The sequence below is a fragment of the Vulcanisaeta moutnovskia 768-28 genome (assembly GCF_000190315.1).
Taxonomy (GTDB): domain Archaea; phylum Thermoproteota; class Thermoprotei; order Thermoproteales; family Thermocladiaceae; genus Vulcanisaeta; species Vulcanisaeta moutnovskia.
In genome coordinates, this window is the sequence record NC_015151.1 from 1,307,069 (window position 1) to 1,325,341 (window position 18,273).

20 protein-coding genes are annotated in these 18,273 nt (G+C 43.9%); 12 read left to right on the forward strand and 8 right to left on the reverse strand.

Annotated features, from left to right (window positions below):
• The first annotated feature begins 27 nt into the window (after window positions 1-27).
• From VMUT_RS06845 to VMUT_RS06855, 3 genes are read left to right on the forward strand one after another with little or no spacing between them, the layout of a single operon-like run.
• A complete protein-coding gene (locus VMUT_RS06845; protein ID WP_013604691.1) occupies window positions 28-876 on the forward strand; it encodes a helix-turn-helix domain-containing protein in 849 nt (282 codons plus the stop codon).
• A gap of 13 nt (window positions 877-889) precedes the next feature.
• Window positions 890-2,050, forward strand: coding sequence for a tRNA (guanine(26)-N(2))-dimethyltransferase (locus VMUT_RS06850; protein WP_013604692.1), 1,161 nt, complete (start codon window positions 890-892; stop codon window positions 2,048-2,050).
• A gap of 30 nt (window positions 2,051-2,080) precedes the next feature.
• Complete coding sequence (locus tag VMUT_RS06855; RefSeq protein ID WP_013604693.1) at window positions 2,081-2,617, forward strand: AAA family ATPase; 537 nt, start codon at window positions 2,081-2,083, stop codon at window positions 2,615-2,617.
• Between the two features lie 30 nt (window positions 2,618-2,647).
• Here VMUT_RS06855 and VMUT_RS06860 read toward each other — a convergent pair whose 3' ends face one another.
• Window positions 2,648-3,394: a helix-turn-helix domain-containing protein gene (locus VMUT_RS06860; protein WP_013604694.1), complete on the reverse strand. Its 747-nt coding sequence runs from the start codon at window positions 3,392-3,394 to the stop codon at window positions 2,648-2,650.
• A 138-nt stretch (window positions 3,395-3,532) separates the two neighbouring features.
• Here VMUT_RS06860 and VMUT_RS06865 point away from each other — a divergent pair, with 138 nt between their 5' ends.
• The 3 genes from VMUT_RS06865 to VMUT_RS06875 are packed head-to-tail and all read left to right on the forward strand — an operon-like array spanning window position 3,533 to window position 5,177.
• Window positions 3,533-4,345 carry a succinate dehydrogenase/fumarate reductase iron-sulfur subunit gene (locus VMUT_RS06865; RefSeq protein ID WP_148224699.1) on the forward strand — a complete coding sequence of 271 codons (813 nt, stop codon included), beginning with the start codon at window positions 3,533-3,535 and terminating at the stop codon, window positions 4,343-4,345.
• Window positions 4,345-4,818: a succinate dehydrogenase/fumarate reductase transmembrane subunit gene (locus tag VMUT_RS06870; protein WP_048056928.1), complete on the forward strand. Its 474-nt coding sequence runs from the start codon at window positions 4,345-4,347 to the stop codon at window positions 4,816-4,818. The genes VMUT_RS06865 and VMUT_RS06870 overlap by 1 nt, the downstream gene beginning before the upstream one ends.
• On the forward strand, window positions 4,818-5,177 hold the full coding sequence (locus tag VMUT_RS06875; RefSeq protein WP_148224700.1) for a succinate dehydrogenase/fumarate reductase transmembrane subunit: 360 nt from the start codon (window positions 4,818-4,820) through the stop codon (window positions 5,175-5,177). Before VMUT_RS06870 ends, VMUT_RS06875 begins: the two co-directional genes overlap by 1 nt.
• Here the strand turns inward: VMUT_RS06875 and VMUT_RS06880 are convergent.
• A complete protein-coding gene (locus VMUT_RS06880; RefSeq protein WP_013604698.1) occupies window positions 5,160-6,338 on the reverse strand; it encodes a pyridoxal-phosphate-dependent aminotransferase family protein in 1,179 nt (392 codons plus the stop codon). The two genes, VMUT_RS06875 and VMUT_RS06880, sit on opposite strands and share 18 nt — an antisense overlap.
• Window positions 6,339-6,475: 137 nt before the next feature.
• Here VMUT_RS06880 and VMUT_RS06885 point away from each other — a divergent pair, with 137 nt between their 5' ends.
• Entirely contained in the window at window positions 6,476-7,528 is a 1,053-nt protein-coding gene (locus tag VMUT_RS06885) for an AAA family ATPase (protein WP_237699621.1), read from the forward strand.
• Here the strand turns inward: VMUT_RS06885 and VMUT_RS06890 are convergent.
• Window positions 7,525-7,965: a PadR family transcriptional regulator gene (locus VMUT_RS06890; RefSeq protein ID WP_013604700.1), complete on the reverse strand. Its 441-nt coding sequence runs from the start codon at window positions 7,963-7,965 to the stop codon at window positions 7,525-7,527. The genes VMUT_RS06885 and VMUT_RS06890 overlap by 4 nt on opposite strands.
• 64 nt (window positions 7,966-8,029) lie before the next feature.
• On the opposite strand from VMUT_RS06890, the gene VMUT_RS06895 reads away from it, so the two are divergent.
• From VMUT_RS06895 to alaXM, 3 genes are read left to right on the forward strand one after another with little or no spacing between them, the layout of a single operon-like run.
• The gene (locus VMUT_RS06895) at window positions 8,030-9,070 is read left to right on the forward strand and encodes a pyridoxal phosphate-dependent aminotransferase (RefSeq protein WP_013604701.1); all 1,041 of its coding nucleotides are present in this window, start codon (window positions 8,030-8,032) and stop codon (window positions 9,068-9,070) included.
• Between the two features lie 15 nt (window positions 9,071-9,085).
• Window positions 9,086-10,327, forward strand: coding sequence for a M20 family metallopeptidase (locus tag VMUT_RS06900; RefSeq protein WP_013604702.1), 1,242 nt, complete (start codon window positions 9,086-9,088; stop codon window positions 10,325-10,327).
• Between the two features lie 44 nt (window positions 10,328-10,371).
• Entirely contained in the window at window positions 10,372-11,094 is a 723-nt protein-coding gene (gene alaXM, locus VMUT_RS06905) for an alanyl-tRNA editing protein AlaXM (RefSeq protein ID WP_013604703.1), read from the forward strand.
• Between the two features lie 38 nt (window positions 11,095-11,132).
• Here alaXM and VMUT_RS06910 read toward each other — a convergent pair whose 3' ends face one another.
• The 3 genes from VMUT_RS06910 to VMUT_RS06920 all read right to left on the reverse strand — a co-directional run bounded on the left by VMUT_RS06910 (window position 11,133) and on the right by VMUT_RS06920 (window position 13,559).
• Window positions 11,133-11,759: a hypothetical protein gene (locus VMUT_RS06910; RefSeq protein WP_013604704.1), complete on the reverse strand. Its 627-nt coding sequence runs from the start codon at window positions 11,757-11,759 to the stop codon at window positions 11,133-11,135.
• Between the two features lie 414 nt (window positions 11,760-12,173).
• The gene (locus VMUT_RS06915; RefSeq protein ID WP_048056929.1) at window positions 12,174-12,761 is read right to left on the reverse strand and encodes a hypothetical protein; all 588 of its coding nucleotides are present in this window, start codon (window positions 12,759-12,761) and stop codon (window positions 12,174-12,176) included.
• Between the two features lie 42 nt (window positions 12,762-12,803).
• Window positions 12,804-13,559 (reverse strand): ABC transporter ATP-binding protein, encoded by a 756-nt coding sequence (locus tag VMUT_RS06920; RefSeq protein ID WP_193387192.1) that lies wholly within the window; start codon window positions 13,557-13,559, stop codon window positions 12,804-12,806.
• 91 nt (window positions 13,560-13,650) lie between these two features.
• Between VMUT_RS06920 and VMUT_RS06925 the strand changes: the two genes are divergently transcribed.
• Window positions 13,651-15,273: a COG1361 S-layer family protein gene (locus VMUT_RS06925; RefSeq protein WP_148224701.1), complete on the forward strand. Its 1,623-nt coding sequence runs from the start codon at window positions 13,651-13,653 to the stop codon at window positions 15,271-15,273.
• A complete protein-coding gene (locus VMUT_RS06930) occupies window positions 15,270-16,517 on the forward strand; it encodes an ABC transporter permease (RefSeq protein WP_013604708.1) in 1,248 nt (415 codons plus the stop codon). Before VMUT_RS06925 ends, VMUT_RS06930 begins: the two co-directional genes overlap by 4 nt.
• Before the next feature lie 35 nt (window positions 16,518-16,552).
• Here the strand turns inward: VMUT_RS06930 and VMUT_RS06935 are convergent, their stop codons facing one another.
• Complete coding sequence (locus VMUT_RS06935) at window positions 16,553-17,530, reverse strand: AAA family ATPase (protein WP_013604709.1); 978 nt, start codon at window positions 17,528-17,530, stop codon at window positions 16,553-16,555.
• Window positions 17,531-17,683: 153 nt separating this feature from the next.
• Complete coding sequence (locus VMUT_RS06940) at window positions 17,684-18,157, reverse strand: hypothetical protein (RefSeq protein ID WP_013604710.1); 474 nt, start codon at window positions 18,155-18,157, stop codon at window positions 17,684-17,686.
• Window positions 18,158-18,273 lie beyond the last annotated feature (116 nt).

Sequence of the window (18,273 nt, forward strand, 5' to 3'; positions counted from 1 at the left end):
ATAATATGCATGAATTAATAATAGGTAATGAGTAATGAACTCATAACGCATGTATTGAGCTTCGCAGCAAGTAGGAAAGCTAGGGTACTCTTTGTTGGTGATTCGTCATTATCCTACGACGCGATAATTAGAATACCTAATTACAGTGATAATGAGGAGGGAAAATTCATCATTAAGGTAAAGGGGGATGCGGAGAAGGTAAGTAGGGATGCAATAATAGACTTGATAGTGTTATCAAAGGTCTCGAATTCAACACCAATAATAGTCGGTATTAAGTATGGTGATGAGGAGATGATTGATGGCGTAGCCTATAAAGTACATGGTGTTTACGCGGTGGGCGTTAGGACGTTCAAGAGAATTTTAGATAACGATAGTATTAAGTTCGTGAAGGATAAAGGCATCATAAAGGCTAGTGTGAAAGGTCAATTACTTAGGAAGCTGAGGGAGAATAGGGGCATGAGCCTTGGTGACCTTGCAAAGATGCTTGGTGTTACCAGGAGAACAATATATGAGTATGAGAGAGGATCAATAGAAGCCTCAGAAAGAACCGCCAGAATGCTTGTTAATCTATTTGACGAGGACTTACTCAATAACGTTGATTTAAGGCCTAGTGACAATGATGTGCTTAATGATGTGAAGACTAGGGAGGAGATGGTTGATGACAATATTAGGGAATTACTGCCATCATTTAAATTATACTCATTACTGAAGGCGCACACAAAAGTCGCAGCGCACTCAACAGATGAGTCATACCTTGTTGAGGATAAGAGAAGGCTGAGTAATGAGGTTGTTAATGTGGCTAAGGTACTCGGTGTTGGTTTGGCGTTGATAGAGTCCGATAAACGCGATGTTGAATTCCTGGAATCTAGGAACTAATTAGGCGAGGGATATGAGTGACTATCCAAAGGTGGAGATTAGGGAGGGGTTAGTATCGATAATTGTACCTGACCTATCTAAGTACATTGTTGGTAATAGACCTGAACCTGCTCACGCGCCAGTATTTTATAACCCCAGGATGGAAGTCAACAGATCACTTTCCATTGCGATAATTAACGGCTACGTTAATTACACCGGTAAATCCAATATCATTATTTGTGAACCATTATCCGGCACTGGGGTTAGGGCCATTAGGTATGCCAGAGAGATTAATGGAGTATCTAAGGTTATATCCAATGATATTTCCGAGAGGGCCTATGAATTAATAAGAATGAACATAGACAGGAATGGACTAAGCGATATAATCAATGTACATAAGGATGATGCCAATAACCTATTACTACGAATTGCCCGTGAAGGTGGTTGTGACGTAATCGATATAGATCCCTTCGGATCACCACAACCATTCATAGAAAATAGCCTCAGGGCTATTAGGGATCAAGGTCTCCTGTGTGTGACTGCGACTGACGTGGGTGTTTTATCGGGTAAGTACCCGATTAAGTGCGTTAGGCGTTATGGGGCATTACCACAGAAATTCCCCTATAGGTTTGAGGTGGGTATTAGGATACTAATCTCGACAGTGGCGCGATACGCATTATCAATGGATTATGGGATACGCCCATTAATGTCATTTCTAGATGGGCATTACTACAGGGTGTGTATGTTAGTCTTTAAGGATAGAGCCTATGCCTTGGAAACACTTAGGAACATTGGCTATTCCTATTACAGACCAAGCACCCTTCAGAGGGGGTTTATCTCAGGATACCCAATACCAGGCGTAAATAGGTATAGATTATCTGGCCCATTGTGGATTGGTAATTTATGGGACGCCGAGTTTCTAATGAATTACTTTATGAAAGGCACTAGGGATTACTTCAGCAGTAGGGCTAGGGAAGTTGCTGGTTTAATAGGGGAGGAGGCATTGGGACCTAACATACCCTATGCGCTCACGACTGAGGTCGGTAGGGACTTGGGACGTGAATTACCCATTAACGATGTTATAAGTATCATAAGGGGACTCGGCTATCAGGCCGTGAGATCCCACTTCCATGTTAAGGGATTTAGGACAAACGCCGACTTACTTAGGATTAAGGAGATTATTATGGGAAAATAGGTAAATAAAGCCTTATACCCTTGAATCCACGTGATAGTAATAGTAATAACGGGCCTACCTGGTTCAGGAAAGACAATAGCGTCGGACGTGGCGAGGGAGCTGGGACTTCCTGTGGTGATCATGGGCGACATAATCAGGGAGGAGGCAATGCGAAGTGGTATTCCTTCATCAATGGCGTCAGTAACACTTAGGTTGAGAGGTGGCACTAGGTATATTGCACATAAGACTTTGGAGAAGGCGCCTAGGTCATTAAGCATCGTTGTTATTGATGGAGCCAGGAGCATTAGGGAAATTGAGACGATCGAGGAGACACTATCGACAAAGGTAATATTAATTTACGTTGTTGCGCCGTGGAGGTTAAGGTTCGAGAGACTACTAAAGAGGGGTAGGCCTGATGACCCGAGAACAATTGAGGATTTCTTGATGAGAGATCTTAGGGAATTGAAGTATGGACTTGGTGATTTAATAGCCAGGGCTGATTACATACTCGTTAATGATTCATCCGTTGAGGAATTCAAGGAAAAGACCCGAAGAATACTTACATCAATAATGCAGGTTAGTAGATAATCATTTCCTAAAGCCATATTAATAATGAAATTATTTAATAGTGCTTTTCTGGCGCTCAGCAATGTTTCTTAAGGCCGTTAGTAATTCATCAATTGAACTATTAACCACTGCCAACGGTATACGTTCCCTCCTGGCTATTTCAATGCCTAGGTAATCAGGCCTATCAACACCATGCATCACCACTATGGCAGGTCTTAGATTAGTAAATGCAAGCATTGACTTTATGGCTATTAATGGCGATCTACCATACCTAACATTAGTGAATACGGCGGCCCTCTGCGTAGTACTCCCATATAGCTTTAAGTATTCGTGAGATGGCACGTCAAGAACCAACTTCAGACTATCAACCACAGTATACCCATGAATATCCGCATAACCCTCAGGCCCAACAGCCATAATAGCGCCTATGGACTTAATAAACTCATTAATCTCGATGGGTATGTCGAAATCCCTCATGTCAATTATTGCCTCCCAAAACCTCTCACCACCCAACTGCCTACTAAGAATGTATAGTTTCTGACCACCCTTCTCCAACTCATAATCCACCAATGCCTTAACAACCCTCTTAATGAACTGGGAACCAGGCGACTTCCTACGCCCAGACTCATAATCACTGATAACGCTTGGCGAAGTACCAAGCCTAGCGGCTAACTCAGCCTGCGACATTTCAAAGAACTCACGCCATTTCCTAATGCCCTTGCCAGGGTTCTCTGAAAGCACTATGTCACCTGCTATCCTAATCATAATGTCCGTGATAAAACCCTCATACTCGACCATTAAGAAATAGACAAAGGTCTAGTATTTATGCATTTATTAATTTAAGTCATTACTGGGCATTGCTAAGTCTCCGTAAATATATCGTTTTATTCTTTTCCAGGGAAGAACTTATAAAGATATACTTATTCACAACTAAGCGTGTCTTCTCAACAAACGAGTAGTGCATTACAGACAACAGTTGCTGTGGAGAAAATAACAATTACGAAACCACCCCTTGGCTCTCCCATTAGGCGTACTTATACATTCAGGGTTAAGAGGTACGACCCAGAGAAGAGGAGTTATTACTGGCGTGAGTATAAAGTCGAGTTAACAAACCACGAAACGGTGCTTGATGGATTACTAAAGATAAAGTGGAACCAAGATGCAACATTATCATTCAGGTATAGTTGTAGGATGGGTATATGCGGTTCCTGTGGCATGATAATAAATGGCGTACCGAGACTTGCCTGCGAGACTAAGCCGTACGACCTAGGTACTGAGGTAATTACTGTTGAACCATTAAGTAATTTCGAACCAATAAAGGACTTAGCTGCAGACTTCTCGAACTTCTTTGAGAAGCATATATCTGTTAAACCCTGGTTAATTAGGAAAGATGAGACTGAGCAATTCGAGAAATTGGATACCTACTACCCACAAACAGAGGATCAACTTAGTGATTACTTGGAATTCGCATACTGCATTAAGTGTGGCCTTTGCTACTCGGCTTGTCCAATGGTTTTCCTAAACAAGGATTACCTAGGGCCACAGGCCCTTGCCCAGGCATATAGGTGGAGTGCTGATAGTAGGGATGAGGGCGCCGTGCTTAGGCTCAAGATCGTTGATAGCGAGAATGGTGTCTGGTCATGCCACTACAGTGGTACCTGCAGTAAGGTTTGCCCTAAGGATGTTGATCCAGCCCTGGCGATAAACCTTTTGAAGAACTGGTTATTAAGTGGTAAGCGTAGGAGGTGATGAGCATGGCACAGCAAAAGACTAAGAGGGTCCCGCCAAAATGGTCTCTCTGGTTTAAGGGACTTGATGAGTGGTTACTAATCTTCCAGAAGGTCAGTGGTGCAATCCTGATTCTTTACCTACTTGGGCATACACTCGTAATATCCACAGCACTTGGTCTTGGTCATCCTTCACCACTAACATGGAACGCAATAATAGGTACTATAGAGGGACCGGCAATTTATGGACATATACACGTAGGTACGGTAATCGAGTACTTAATAGCGCTGTTGGCGGCGGTACACGGTGCCAATGGGTTTAGGTTAATATTAACGCAGTACTTCGGTGTTGGTCTTCCAAAGCCCGAGAGACACACATTCCCAAGGGCGGTGCCATCAACCAAGAAGCCTGGACAGGCATGGCTTAAGTACATAGCGGTGATCGTCATCATAATATTCCTCATACTAGCAACACTAGTGGCCTTCATATGGTGATGGGCATGGTGAGCGCATCCACATTAAGAAAGTGGCAGTACCTCCTTGGGATAGTGCTTATTGTTGTTGTTGGGATACACCTAGCCTTTAGGTGGCCAAGTTATGAACAATCAATAACATACACAGCCGCAATAAGCCACATACAGGCCTGGGACTTCGCATATGCGGCGGTACTATACATACTGCTGTATGCTGCATTGACTCATGGGCTCATAGGCTTAAGGACCTTATTACTTGAGTTATGGCATTGGAAATACGCCAGAATAACAATTGACGTGACATTAATATTGATTGGTGTATTCGTGGCTATCGTGGGTACAATAGCATTAACAGGTACGATACTAGCCCTCATCCACTGATAATTGTTGTGGTTCCCAATAACTCAATACCTCCTTAAATACATCCCCTATGTTACTCACATTGTACATTACAGCAAGTATGGCGGAGATTAGCGTTAATGTATCCTTTCTTGTTAAATAACCCATATTACCAATCCTAAAGGCCTTGCCCTTAACTTCATCCATACCATCAGAGATAGACACACCTAACTTGTACACGGTCTTCCTGAACTTATCAGGATTAGTATCAGGTGGGTATCTGAACGATAATACAGTTGTCGATCTATAATAATCATTCCTTACAAACGGCTCCAAACCAGCCTTGGTAAGGGCATTGAGTATCGCCTTACCCCTCTCAATGTGCCACTTAATCCAGTTATCAAGGCCAACCTCCCTAATTATGCCCAGAGCCTCCCTGATTGCGAATAGGTAATTAACGGCTGGCGTGAATGGCGTCTCCATCTTCTCACCAAACTTCCTCATTAAATTAATATCGAAGTAAATACTCGAATGGCTTATCGACTCTGCCTTACGATAGGCCTCACTTGATGCTACGGCGATGAACGACATAACGGGGGGCGCCGCAAGGCATTTTTGGCTACTGGATACGGCTACATCAATATCCCAGGGTTCAACTTCGAAGTAATCACCGCCTAATGCCGATACATTATCAACAAGGACTAAGGCACCGTAGGACCTAATCCACTTGGCAACCTTTGGTAAATCCCTAAATACTAGGCCTGGGCTTGTGTCATTATAAACAGTGGCAAGTACATCAATTTGCTTAATTCCCATTGACTCAACTCTAGCCCTTAAATCATCATACGTAGGGGCTACGCCTAAGTCATAGTTTATTTCAATAACCTCGGCACCGACCCTCCTAAGGTGATTAACAAGTCTCCTGCTGAAGCTGCCGAATACGGGCACGAGGACTGTATCCCTCGGTTTAACGAAGTTAAGCACCATGGTTTCAACAGCACCAGTTCCGCTTGCAGTTATTGGGTAAACATCACCACTCGTTCGAAATACATACCTCAAACCCTCAATCACGTCGTTATATAATTTATGGAAGTGAGGAGATCTGTGATCTACAACCCTCATCAAAGCCCTCATAACCCTAGGTGGTATTTGTGACGGCCCTGGAACAGTAAGGAGTGGGTCTGGCGCTAGGTCTAGGTCCACGTGTTCGTAATTATTAGTTATTATTTAAGCTTTATTTATTAAATAAATACACCACACTATATTTGTGAATATTATATATATTTCAATATATCCCAATAAACATCACGCCCAATCATGGAACTCAACCTTAATAAATAATGCCGCAAGACAGTGTTGTGCTGGTAACAAGATTGAGCGTTAAGGGGTTTTATGGAATAAACACTAGTATTGACCTGGGGCCACTAACCATAATAACGGGACCGCCGGGCTCCGGCAAATCAATTATTATTGAATTACTATGGAGGATCTTCAGGGGTATTAGGGATAGGGTGTTCCTTGAGGATTTATCCAGGATTGGGGATGCAAGGGTTGAGGTAACTATGGCATTGGATGATAGGACTAAGAAGAGGCTTGAGGAGGTTGGTTATTCTGGTGATTCTGTAACGATTAGTGTTGGTTTTGATGAGGGTTATGTAAGTGTGGTGAAGATTAACGATAAGGAGGTCCTAGTTGCTGAGTTTAAGAGTGGGGTCAGCAGGGTTAAGTATCCACTTGATGTGGAGGTCATGGATGCATCAGTACTGCTGAATCCTGATGGGTTATCACCCAAGGAACAAGCCCTACAACTCGTTGGTAGTGCCTCCGAGGATTATGAAGCAGCCTTATCAGTCATTAAGGTCCTTAGGGATTACCTATCCACAATTGGTGCTTATAGGATGGGGCCATACATAGACTTCAAAGGCCGTGTTAAGAACGTGGATGCTTCATACACGGACTTCATCGGCGAACATGGCGAACACATAGTTGAAACCCTCTCCCAATTATTTACTGACCCGAGGAGGGATTCGGACATTAGGTTCTTGAGGAAGGTTCTTGGCGACCTTGGCATTAGGAATTTCAGGGCTGGTTGGTATAATGGTGAGTTAGTACTTTCATACATAGACAGGAGGGGTATTACTCATATTGGTGATGAATTGCCATGCCACGTAAAGACAATTCTTGCATTAATCACGCAGTTAATAGTGGCTAGGAGGCCATCATTAATACTCTTTGAGAATGCGGACTACTGCCTCAGTGAGGGGCTTGGTAACGTAATCACCCGGTTACTGAGTAATTATATTGATGGTAGACAATTAGTAATGGAGGCCAGGAATAAGTGGTTTATTGATGAATTAAGGATGCCGCACGTAGTCCTCTACAACATGGATTAACACTGAATATTTGCCGTCTTAACGAGGTCCCTAAGAATCTCCCTAACCTTGGCCTTATCGGCCTCACTTATAATGTCCCAATTATCAATTATGTACTTAGTGAGTGATATGAAGTCGTTAATCGCTGCCGTGGTCCTGTCAACACTTGGCAATCCAATGAACGACTTACCGCTATCAGTAATCTCATAATACTTCTTAGTACCCTCAACCTTAGCCACCTTAATTAAGCCCTCAGTCTCAAGCTCCTCAAGAGCTGGGTAGACAGAGCCAGGGCTTGGTCTCCAGAAACCCATTGATAATCTCTCAATCTCATCAATAATCTGGGCGCCAGTCATCGGACCCCTATTATTAAGTAGGTATAGTATTAGGTATTTCAATCCTCTCCTCTTTATGAACCACTGCGGTGGTGGTCCGAAGTGACCATGTTCGTGATACATTAATTATCGGATTCAATAATAGCGGGGATTTATTTAACTTATCTCACAAATTTCTTACAGAAGTATGAATAACATAAAGAGTAGTGCCAGAGGCCACGGTGGGTATGGATGGAAATACGGATTAATAGACCTTAGCTCTAACATGAATCCATTAGGAACACCCAAGGAGCTTATTTACCTTATTGAGGAAGCCGTTGAGCAGTCCCATTACTCACACTATCCCACTGAGCTTGGTGACGAGCTAAGGGAGGCGCTGGCTAGTTATGAGGGTATTGATCCCAGTATGACCTATGTATTTAATGGCGCTACGGAGGCACTACAAATGCTCATTATGCATCTAAGACCCAGGCGTGTCGTTATACCCATACCCAATTACAGTGATTATATACGCATATCAAGGCTTGTGAACACCGAAATAGTGCTTACTGAGTACTGGAACCTTGGCTCACTGAGTGACTTAATCCTGGATAAGATAACGACTGGTACAGTCTTTATGCTATCAAACCCCAACTCACCAATGGGTTACTTAATACATCGTGATGAATTACTATCACTGGCCGAGGAAATTAAGAGGCAGGGTAGTCTCGTGATTGTTGATGAATCATTCATGGACTTTGTTAAGGATAATCAATCCCTAATTAAGTATGTTGATGAGTATGAAAATATCATTGTAGTTAAGTCCTATACGAAATTCCTCGCAATACCTGGGCTAAGGATTGGTGCTGTGTACACAAGGATCAATATTGAGGATCTAGTGCCAACGTGGCCCACAAACTCAATAGTTGAGTATGCGGTTTCCAGGTTCATGAATCATGCCCATGAGTTTAGGGAATTAACCGTTAATTATGTTTATGAGGAACGAAGCAGGGTGTTTAATGCATTAAGGGAGTTGAATATTAATTACTACGACTCCTCAACCCATTACTTCGTAATTAAGCATCGGCCAAGCCTTGGCGATGATCTTCTTAAGTTCAATTTCCTAATTAGGGACCTATCAAACATACCACCATTATCAAAGGGGTACTTCAGGGTTAGTATTAGGAGCGTGGATATTGATAATGAATTCCTAAATGCATTGTCGAAGGTAATACAAATTAAGCATTAGATAGGGCAATGAGTAATGGGTAGGGATGATTTAAGGAGCGAAATACCAAACCTAGTATCCAGGTTAATCCAGATCCCCAGTGTTAATCCACCTGGTTTCACTATTAATGTTGCTGGTTTCATAAGGGATTGGTTAAATGAACACGGCTTCACAAGCGAGTTTAGGGAGTATGCTAAGGATAAACCCAACGTAATTGCTAGGGTTGGCAGGAATAAGCCAGTGCTTATCCTGAATGGCCACATGGACGTTGTACCACCAGGTGATGACTCTAAGTGGACTTACTCACCATTCTCAGGGAGGATTGTTGAGGACAGGGTCTATGGTAGAGGCGCTACGGATATGAAGGGTGGCTTGGCCGTGATAATGACCGTATTCGCAGAATTAGCACCATTAATCGAGAAGCAGGGCTCTGGAACATTGATTTTCTCGGCAACCGCTGATGAGGAGACTGGTGGTCATCCAGGTGTTGAGGCCCTGGTTAGGGATAATGTTCTCACTGGTGATGCCGCAATAATTGCCGAGCCCTCGGGTAGCTCAAGGTACTACATTGGTGAGAAGGGTCTTTGTCAGGTTAAGCTTGTTACCAGGGGTAGGTCTGCTCATGGTAGTTTACCAGTACTTGGTGAGAATGCAATAATGAAGTTAATTAGGGCAATTAGTAAGGCTGAGGAGTTAATTAGTGAATTTAACAGTGGGATTAAAATACCGAGCGAGTTGGTGAATGCAATAAAGAATTCGGCTGAGGTTTACCTAGAGGCTGCAAAGGCATCTGGGCTTAACCTAACGCTTAGTGATTTTGAGAGGGTTGTTGGTACCGTGTCCTTTAACCCAGGCGTTATTAATGGCGGTTCTAAGATAAACATGGTCCCTGACTACGCAGAGCTTGAGCTTGATATGAGGATCCCACCTGGAGTATCACCAAACCAGGTAATTAATCACCTAAGGAGTGGGTTAAGCAGTATTGCTGATATCGAGATTCTGGACACAAGCGAGCCGAATTACACAAGCCCTGGCGAAACTATTGCTAGGCTTGTTCATGAAGGTATTGAGAAGGTGCTCGGTGCACCACCAAAGCCGGTGATAGTGACGGGAGCCACTGATGGTAGGTACCTAAGGGCTAGGGGAGTACCAACGGTTGTTTACGGTCCTGGTGAGCTAGCCCTCGCCCATGCGTATAATGAGTATGTCACTGTGGATGACTTATTGAAGACACACGACGTAATGACCTATGCAGTGAAGAGGTTTTTTGGCGTATAGACCACAGCGCAATTGTTAAGTATTTCCTGACAACCTTGGGTACTATGCCGACGAAATTCCTCTACTGGTGGGATTCATACAAGAGGGAGTTTGATGCCACCGTGGTTAGGATTGATGGCAATAGGGTTTGGCTTGATCAAACGCTCTTCCACCCAAGGAGTGGTGGTGTGGCTAATGATACTGGTAAGTTGATTTGGCAGGGTGAGGAGTACGTGATTAAGGAGGTGATTAAGGAGAGTGAGGATGCAGTGCATATTCTTGATAGGGAGCCTAGGTTTAGGGTTGGTGATTCTGTTCACGGCATAATCGATTGGGATAGAAGATATAGGTTGATGAGGCTTCACACGGCCACACACATCATCGCAGCCCTCGCCTATAAGGATTATAACGCACTGGTCACTGGTGGCGATATAACGCCAGAGTATGCCAGGGATGATTATAACCTAACCCTAAGTGGCGATGCACTTAGGAAGGCATTCCAGGACTTAATAGCAGAGGCCAATGAGGTGGTTAAGAGGGGTATTCCTGTAAAAATATACTTCCTAAAGAAGGAGGAGGCGCTGAAGATACCTGGCATTGTTAAGCTTGCCGAGAGGGAGCCACCGCCTGGTGAGGAATGGAGGATTGTGGAGATTGAGGGTATTGACATTCAGGCTGATGGTGGACCGCACGTGGCTAACACGAGGGAGATTGGGGAGATTGTGTTCCTCAAGTCCGAGAGCAGGGGTAAGGATAAGAAGAGGGTTTATTACACGGTAAAACCCTAAAAATTATTGGTTTTTATTAAATTGCAATGCCCTCAGTGCTAACTGGCTCTCTTCCTAGACCTGCTCTTCTTTAGCTCCAGTGAATTTCTTATGTAATCAGTCAGGGAGTATACGTCACCAACCTCATTAGCGAAACCTCTCTCAACCCACTTATTGGCTGATAAAGTAATATCCTCACTAATAGTCCCCAATTCATCCATCAACCTAACAGTGGCCAAACCCCTTGACTTGAGTAAATTATCCACCTTCTCCATTACTAACGCCCTAGCCGCACCCACAGTGGCCCTGAGGACACTAGACACAAAGGACCTATTTATGGGCTTAACAAAATACGTGACTGACCTAGCGTCTTTATAAAGCATTGAACTCAATTCCTCAACCAATGAAACATCGGGTAATAAATACGTTGAATTATCAATTCTTGGGCATAGCAGTAATGTGGCCCTCTCCTTAATCATTGAGTAAATGTGAGTCTCATAACCAGGTATGTCAAAAGACCATATTATAAGGGCATCCTTATCATCAGTAATAACGAAACTCCTAAGAACATGATTAGTCCTTGGAACATCACTCACATGAACATCCCTAATATCACTAGGTCCTTTATACCTACCTTCGAAGATCATTGACGACATCCCACTCGTTAATCCAAAGACCACATACATCAGAGTTAAAATAACCCAGAGATTTATAAACTTTTCTCTAATAAAAAATAGAAATAACACCAATAATTATGCCAAAACAACTAATAATTTATTAATTTCAACGCATTATAAAATAGGGACTACCGCACTTTGGAAGTGCAGACTCGCCGCAGTTATATATACACGACGACTCTGCAAGTCCAAGTCTTGACAAAGCATTACCACCTATGCTCGCATGGTAATCATTCTGTACGTTCTAATCACCGACAATGATAATTTGAAACCCAGAATCTAGCACTAAAATTGGCGTTAATATCATAAATTACTGACATCGTATTTGGATTGGAAGAGTCGCCGTAATTATATAATTACGACGGCTCTACACGCCCAAAGCACGGAAAATCAATTATAATAATGTAGTTTCAATTTTGTTTGTTAGATCATTGTTGATATTGCCCAGAAGATAATTAGGGCTATTAGTGTTGGTATTAATGCCTTGGTGATGCTTGTACCGTAGGTTCTGGCGAATATGTAGGCTAGGTATAGTGAGCCTATTACTGTGAATGTAAGATTGATTGCGAGTAGCAATGGTTCGCTTGTTAATCCCCTATGTATGGTTACTGCTGTTATTGAGTAATTAAATAGGGGTGTCGTGACAGTTATAGCCGTCTGTATTGTGCTGATGCAGAAGTAGTTCCCACTGAGTAACCAGGTGTCTGTGAATCCCGACCTAATCCTAAAGGCCCTAAGTAGTGCCATGAGCACTGCAGCCTCTATTAACCAACCAATCACCATACCGACTAGTGATGTTATTGGCATTACTGTGGTTAGGAGGGAGACCATGCCTGAGATTTCGCTTTGGCTAATCGATACGCCCTCACCACTTAATTGTGACTCAACTTGGTGAATTATTATCGGTGTTATTACAGGTATGAGTATGTAGACAATGTATATGTAGGTTGCTATGGCCGCTAATATGAAGCCCGCAATACCCGTAATCCTCAATAATGACTTAGCATTCATTAAGGAATTAAGCAGCAATACGCTTTAATACATTACGGTGGCTCACGCCGTCATTAACTCCCTAATTAATATGTCAAGGTTTTCACGGACTTGGGGCACGTCGTACGTCCTCGTTATTACCCCATCACTTATCCTAGAGACTCTGTGGCAATTACCTATTAATTCAAGGTTGTGTGTTACCATTATTATTGTCATGCCAAGCTCCCTATTCAACTTCCTGAATATGTCCATTATCACAGCCGCAGTCTTACTATCCAGGTTACCCGTGGGTTCATCAGCTAACAAAAGCCTTGGTTTAGCCACAATAGCCCTCGCAATAGCGACCCTCTGCTGCTCACCACCACTAAGCTCACTTGGTCTCTTTCTGGCCTTATCCCTAAGTCCAACCATCTCAAGGGCTTCGAGAGCTAGCTTCCTCCTCTCGATTGAACCAATACCCTTAGCTATTAGCGGTAGTTCCACGTTCTCAAGCACGGTCATCCTGGGTATTAAATAGAATAATTGGAATACAAAACCCACGAACTCATTCCTATACCTATCAAGTTCCGTATTGCTGAGCCTATGCAGCTCATAAGGACCAACCCTCAGGTAGCCCCTGCTAACCCCGTCCAAACCGCCTATTAGGCTTAGGAGGGTTGTCTTGCCACTACCACTAGGTCCAATGATGCATCTAAACTCACCCTCATTTATCTCTAGATTTATTCCTCGAAGCGCAGGGTAATCACCGTAGTACTTCCACACGTCTCTAGCCTCTATGAATGACACGGTGGGTAAGCACAGTCTCTCTTTAAAATACATACTCACCGAGGACTCATATAGCGTAGACTGTAATGTGATTGATACTATAAAGAGAGTATGATTTATAAGAAGATTCGTGGTTTCAAATTCGATGTCGAAAATGATAACTAACAGGTACACACTGGTGATAATGACTATATTACTAGCACTGCTGGTTTTAATACCCTTGGCGTACGCACAGCAGTACTCAAACACCGCACCGCCCTTTTCAATAGTCAGTATATCCTCAGTACCATCACCGACTATTACTGGCGTCTCCAAGGTCTCAATAACACTAATATATACGGGAGGCTACTACCTATATAACACCGAGTTCTCCCTAACGCCCTGTAGCGGCACTGTGGTTTCCCAGAACCCAGCCTTCATTGGTTGGTTAAATCCTGGACAGCAAGTCACTGTTACCTACCTGATTAACTCAACACTACCCATTAATTGCCAATCCACGCTTGCCATAAGTTGGGGCGCTGAGTATGAGACCTCGGCGAAGGCGCAGGTAACCACCTACATACAAGTGGCTGGCTCGGGTTCAATGAACATAAACTTCCCACTGGTTATTTACGGCTCACCAATAATCACAGCGTACACGAAAACCCAATACTTGGTTAGTAACCTTGTTAATCCAGTGGAGCTTGTAGTGAGTAATAATGGCAGTGGCTCCATTTATAATTTGCAGGTTAACATAGGCATTAGTGGAGCTACTTTAGCCGCTGGTTACAGTAGTATTGTAATTGGGACCCTAAACCCAGGTAGTAACTACACCATGACCCTATACGTATTACCGATCAGCAGCGGCCCCGTGACAATCAATGTTGGTTACACAGGCCTTGATCAAAGCGGTAATACGGTAAGTGGCAGTATCTCAATAAGCATGAGCGTGATTGCAGTGTCCTCAAGCCAGGTGATTGTTTATCCAGTCAACTCCTCACTGAGTATTGGCTCTGGTGAACTGGTTATTGGCATTAGGAATGTTAATCCAGTGCCCATTTACAACGTAACCCTAGTGCTCACGTCAATCCAGGGATTAAGCCTAGCTGGTAATACAACCTATGACATTGCAGAGATACCACCTGGAGCGACCTACTATGTTTATGTGCCTATTGCAGTGCCCATATCATCATCCTCAGCATCCATAACATACTCACTAACCTATCAATACACTGGCGGCTACCCAGGCAGTGTTCAAGGCACCATGGCTGTATCCGTACTAAATGAACCATCAATACTAGTCACCGGTTACCAGGTCGCACCAACACCATTAATGATCAGTGAGACTGGTTCCGTGTCCCTAAACTTCGTTAATACAGGGCCGGTACCCGCCTACAACCTAAACATAACCGCAATACCAGGACCAGGAATTGAATTAATTAGTCAATCAAGCACCTACATGGGCACACTGAATTCCCAGCAGTTAAGTGCCGTGGCCTTCAGCTTCACTGTTACGAAGACAATGAACACCACAATAACCTTCCAAATACAATACACCAATCAATTCGGACAGCAACATACTCAGTACTACACAGTGCCAATAACCGTGATTAGGAACGCAACACTATTCACACAATCAGCATCTCAACTCAGCTCACAGAGCACTTACTACAGGTATCACAGGGCTAATTACTTCACATACATAATAATTGCATTAGCCGTAGTGGCTGCGGTCGTGATAATTGCTGCGGTTCTGATCCTACGTAGGAGGCACGGTGGCAAGTCATGAGGATTACCGACTACTTCAAACTTGCATGGAGCGCCGCCTGGGAGCGTAGGGGTAGGACAATAGGCGCCATTGTCGGCATAGTAATAGCCATAGTGGCCCTTGGCCTTGCCATAGGCATGGGACAGGGCTATAAGACACTGACTACGAGCTTCTTCGAGAGGATCTTCGGCACAAACACTGTGTTCCTATTCCCAGGGCAGAACTCGGAATTAACGATTACCAGCGTTTATGAGGTTATGAATATACCTCACGTGACCAATGCAATACCCATATTATCCACGGTTGCTAGGGTGGATATTAATGGCCATGAGGTCACAGCCACAATAATAGGGGCCACGGAACAGGAGATAATGCAACTCTATGGAGTTACCTCACTGAACAATGCAATAATGGCTGGCACACCAATACTCACGCCTGGGCTTGCCTTTGTCGGATATGACGTGGCCTTCACAAGCACTGGACAGCAGATTGCATACCCTGGGCAGGTAATGGTGATAACCGCACCAGGTGGTTCTGAGCTCACATACACAATAGGCGCCGTAATGCAACAAAGCGGTATTGGAGTCATTGGCCTGAATCCAAACAATGCCATATTCATTGATGAGAATACCTTCCTATCACAATTCGATCCCTCGGGCATTGTCAGTGGCATAATAGTCTATGTTGACTCACCAAACAATATTAATTACGTCACAAATGAGTTAAAGGCTCTCTTCCCAATGGACCAGGTACTAAACCTATCAACATTACTATCAAGCATTAACCAATTCTTCACCGTGCTCGAGCTCTTCCTGGCCTTCATAGCCGGCATAAGTTTCGTAATAATCGGCATTTGGATGTTTGACACGATGATGATAAATGTGATTCAAAGGACTAGGGAGTTCGGCATAATGAGAGCAGTGGGCTTCAGCGGAAGGTCAATACCACTACTCCTAATTATTGAGGCCGCGATAATAGCCATAATAGGGTCAGTAATCGGCATCGCATTGCTAATGACCATTGTTAGTGCCTTCCCAAGTCCATCATCATTCATGGGACCGGCCTTCGGTGGAGGTCCTGGCAGGGCAACCACCAGGGCAGCCACAGCCGCCACCTCCTCATCTATAGTGCTACCCATAATGCTTACGCCGCTGGATTTCGCGGCAATATTCATACTGCCCATAGCCATAAACATAATCGCAGCCCTAGTACCAGCAATAAGGGCCATGAGAATACCGCCAGCCCAGACCCTGCGTTATGAGTGAGGAGTGTTGGCTAGTGGTTTGCCTTAAAAGTAATGTCACAATTTAAGTACGGCTTTCTTGAGTATTGGGTCTGCAATCACGTACTCCTCATTGGCCTTCTCCGCAATGCCATGGTCAATTAGTTCCTTGAGTAGTACGTAGAGCGACTTATCATTAATTGGCTTACCCTCTGCAATCTCAAGTGCCGCCTTAAGCTCCCTCCAACTTCTCCTAACGAATAATTCCTTAAGCAATACCCTATACCTAGGACTCCTATTGGTTAGGAAGTTCCTGAGTTCATTAAGTGCCAATGCGATTGCGGGCTCGAGGACCTCCTCAATGGATTGCTTACCCTCAATCACATATTGATGACCGATGTACGTCAACCAACCAATGACACCATCAAGATCATTCACAATACGCACGAGGAAATCATCACCGGGCCTGACCCCATACTGCTCAAAGCCCCTCCTTAGGAAGTCCAGGGACTCATCAGGGCTGAGTCTCCTGGTATTCACGAAGTGTATGTACCTGCCGAATAGTGGGGCCTCGGGATCATTAACCCTGAGGAACCTATCCAATACCCCAACCTCGGAGCCTGACAACAGTAATTTCACATACCTCAAATTATCGTATGCATACGCAAGCAGCATATTAAAGTCCACCCAAGTCACCCTACTCAGCTCCTGGGCCTCATCAACAGCAATCACCACCGCCCTACCCAATTCAGCGCCAAGGTCATTAATGGCATTAAGCAATTCGCCAATACTCAGCCTACGGGATTCACCCAACCTAATCTCCACATGTATCGGTGATACCCCAACCCTAACCCACCTAACCCTAGATAGGGCGTCCCTAACCTTATCAATTATTGACCTATTCCTGATCAGGAAGTCCTCAAGCCCACGCCTAATTAACTCAATAAGGTCAATCTGCCTAGGCCTCCCCGCGAACCTAACGTCCAGGTAAATGTATGGGCAGCCAACCTCATTAAGCGCAACCCTCATCAATGAGGTCTTACCAGTCCTCCTCAAACCCCTGACAACAATTACCTTATCATTAATAACACCATTAATAAATCCCTCAACTCAGTCTCGAAGTCGTAAAGATCCTCCCTCCTACTCTTAGGCTCAAGGTCAAAAAGCATATACCAGTTACTTACCCTATGGGTAAGTTTATTAATCCAACTATTTCCTTGACCTCAATACGGCACCCAGTATTGCCAGTATCACACCTACGACACCAATTATTATTGCCACAAATGCGAGTGCTCCGGCAATAATAATTGATGAGGTTACCGATACGCCGATGATGCTGTACTTAATGGTTACTGGCACTGAATAATTATTCACTAGGTATAGGGTGCCCGTGCCTGTTGTCACCGTGTAAGCCACGACATACTGACCATTCGAGTATATAGTCTTAAGTATGCCTGGCACCGTGATGTACGTCTCGAGGGGTTGATTAATAGAATCCGTGTAAACCACGGTCAACACCTTACCAAGGCTCGCGGTACCCACCGTGACATTATCACCTGGGCTTAAGGTGACCGCCATAGTTGCAGGCTTTACCTGCCTAGCAACAACATAAGTACTAACTACAAAAATTACTATGGCAACTATTATTAAAATCACGCCAACTATTAACAAACCCCTCCTCATAATGCCGTAGTCCTAAAACTAATTAATAAGTTTTGTTTCTCAATTTCCCAATATCGCTAATCACTACCCTAGGCTTTAGAGGTGGGTTAATTCGTTAGTACCAAGAATGGTGTTAA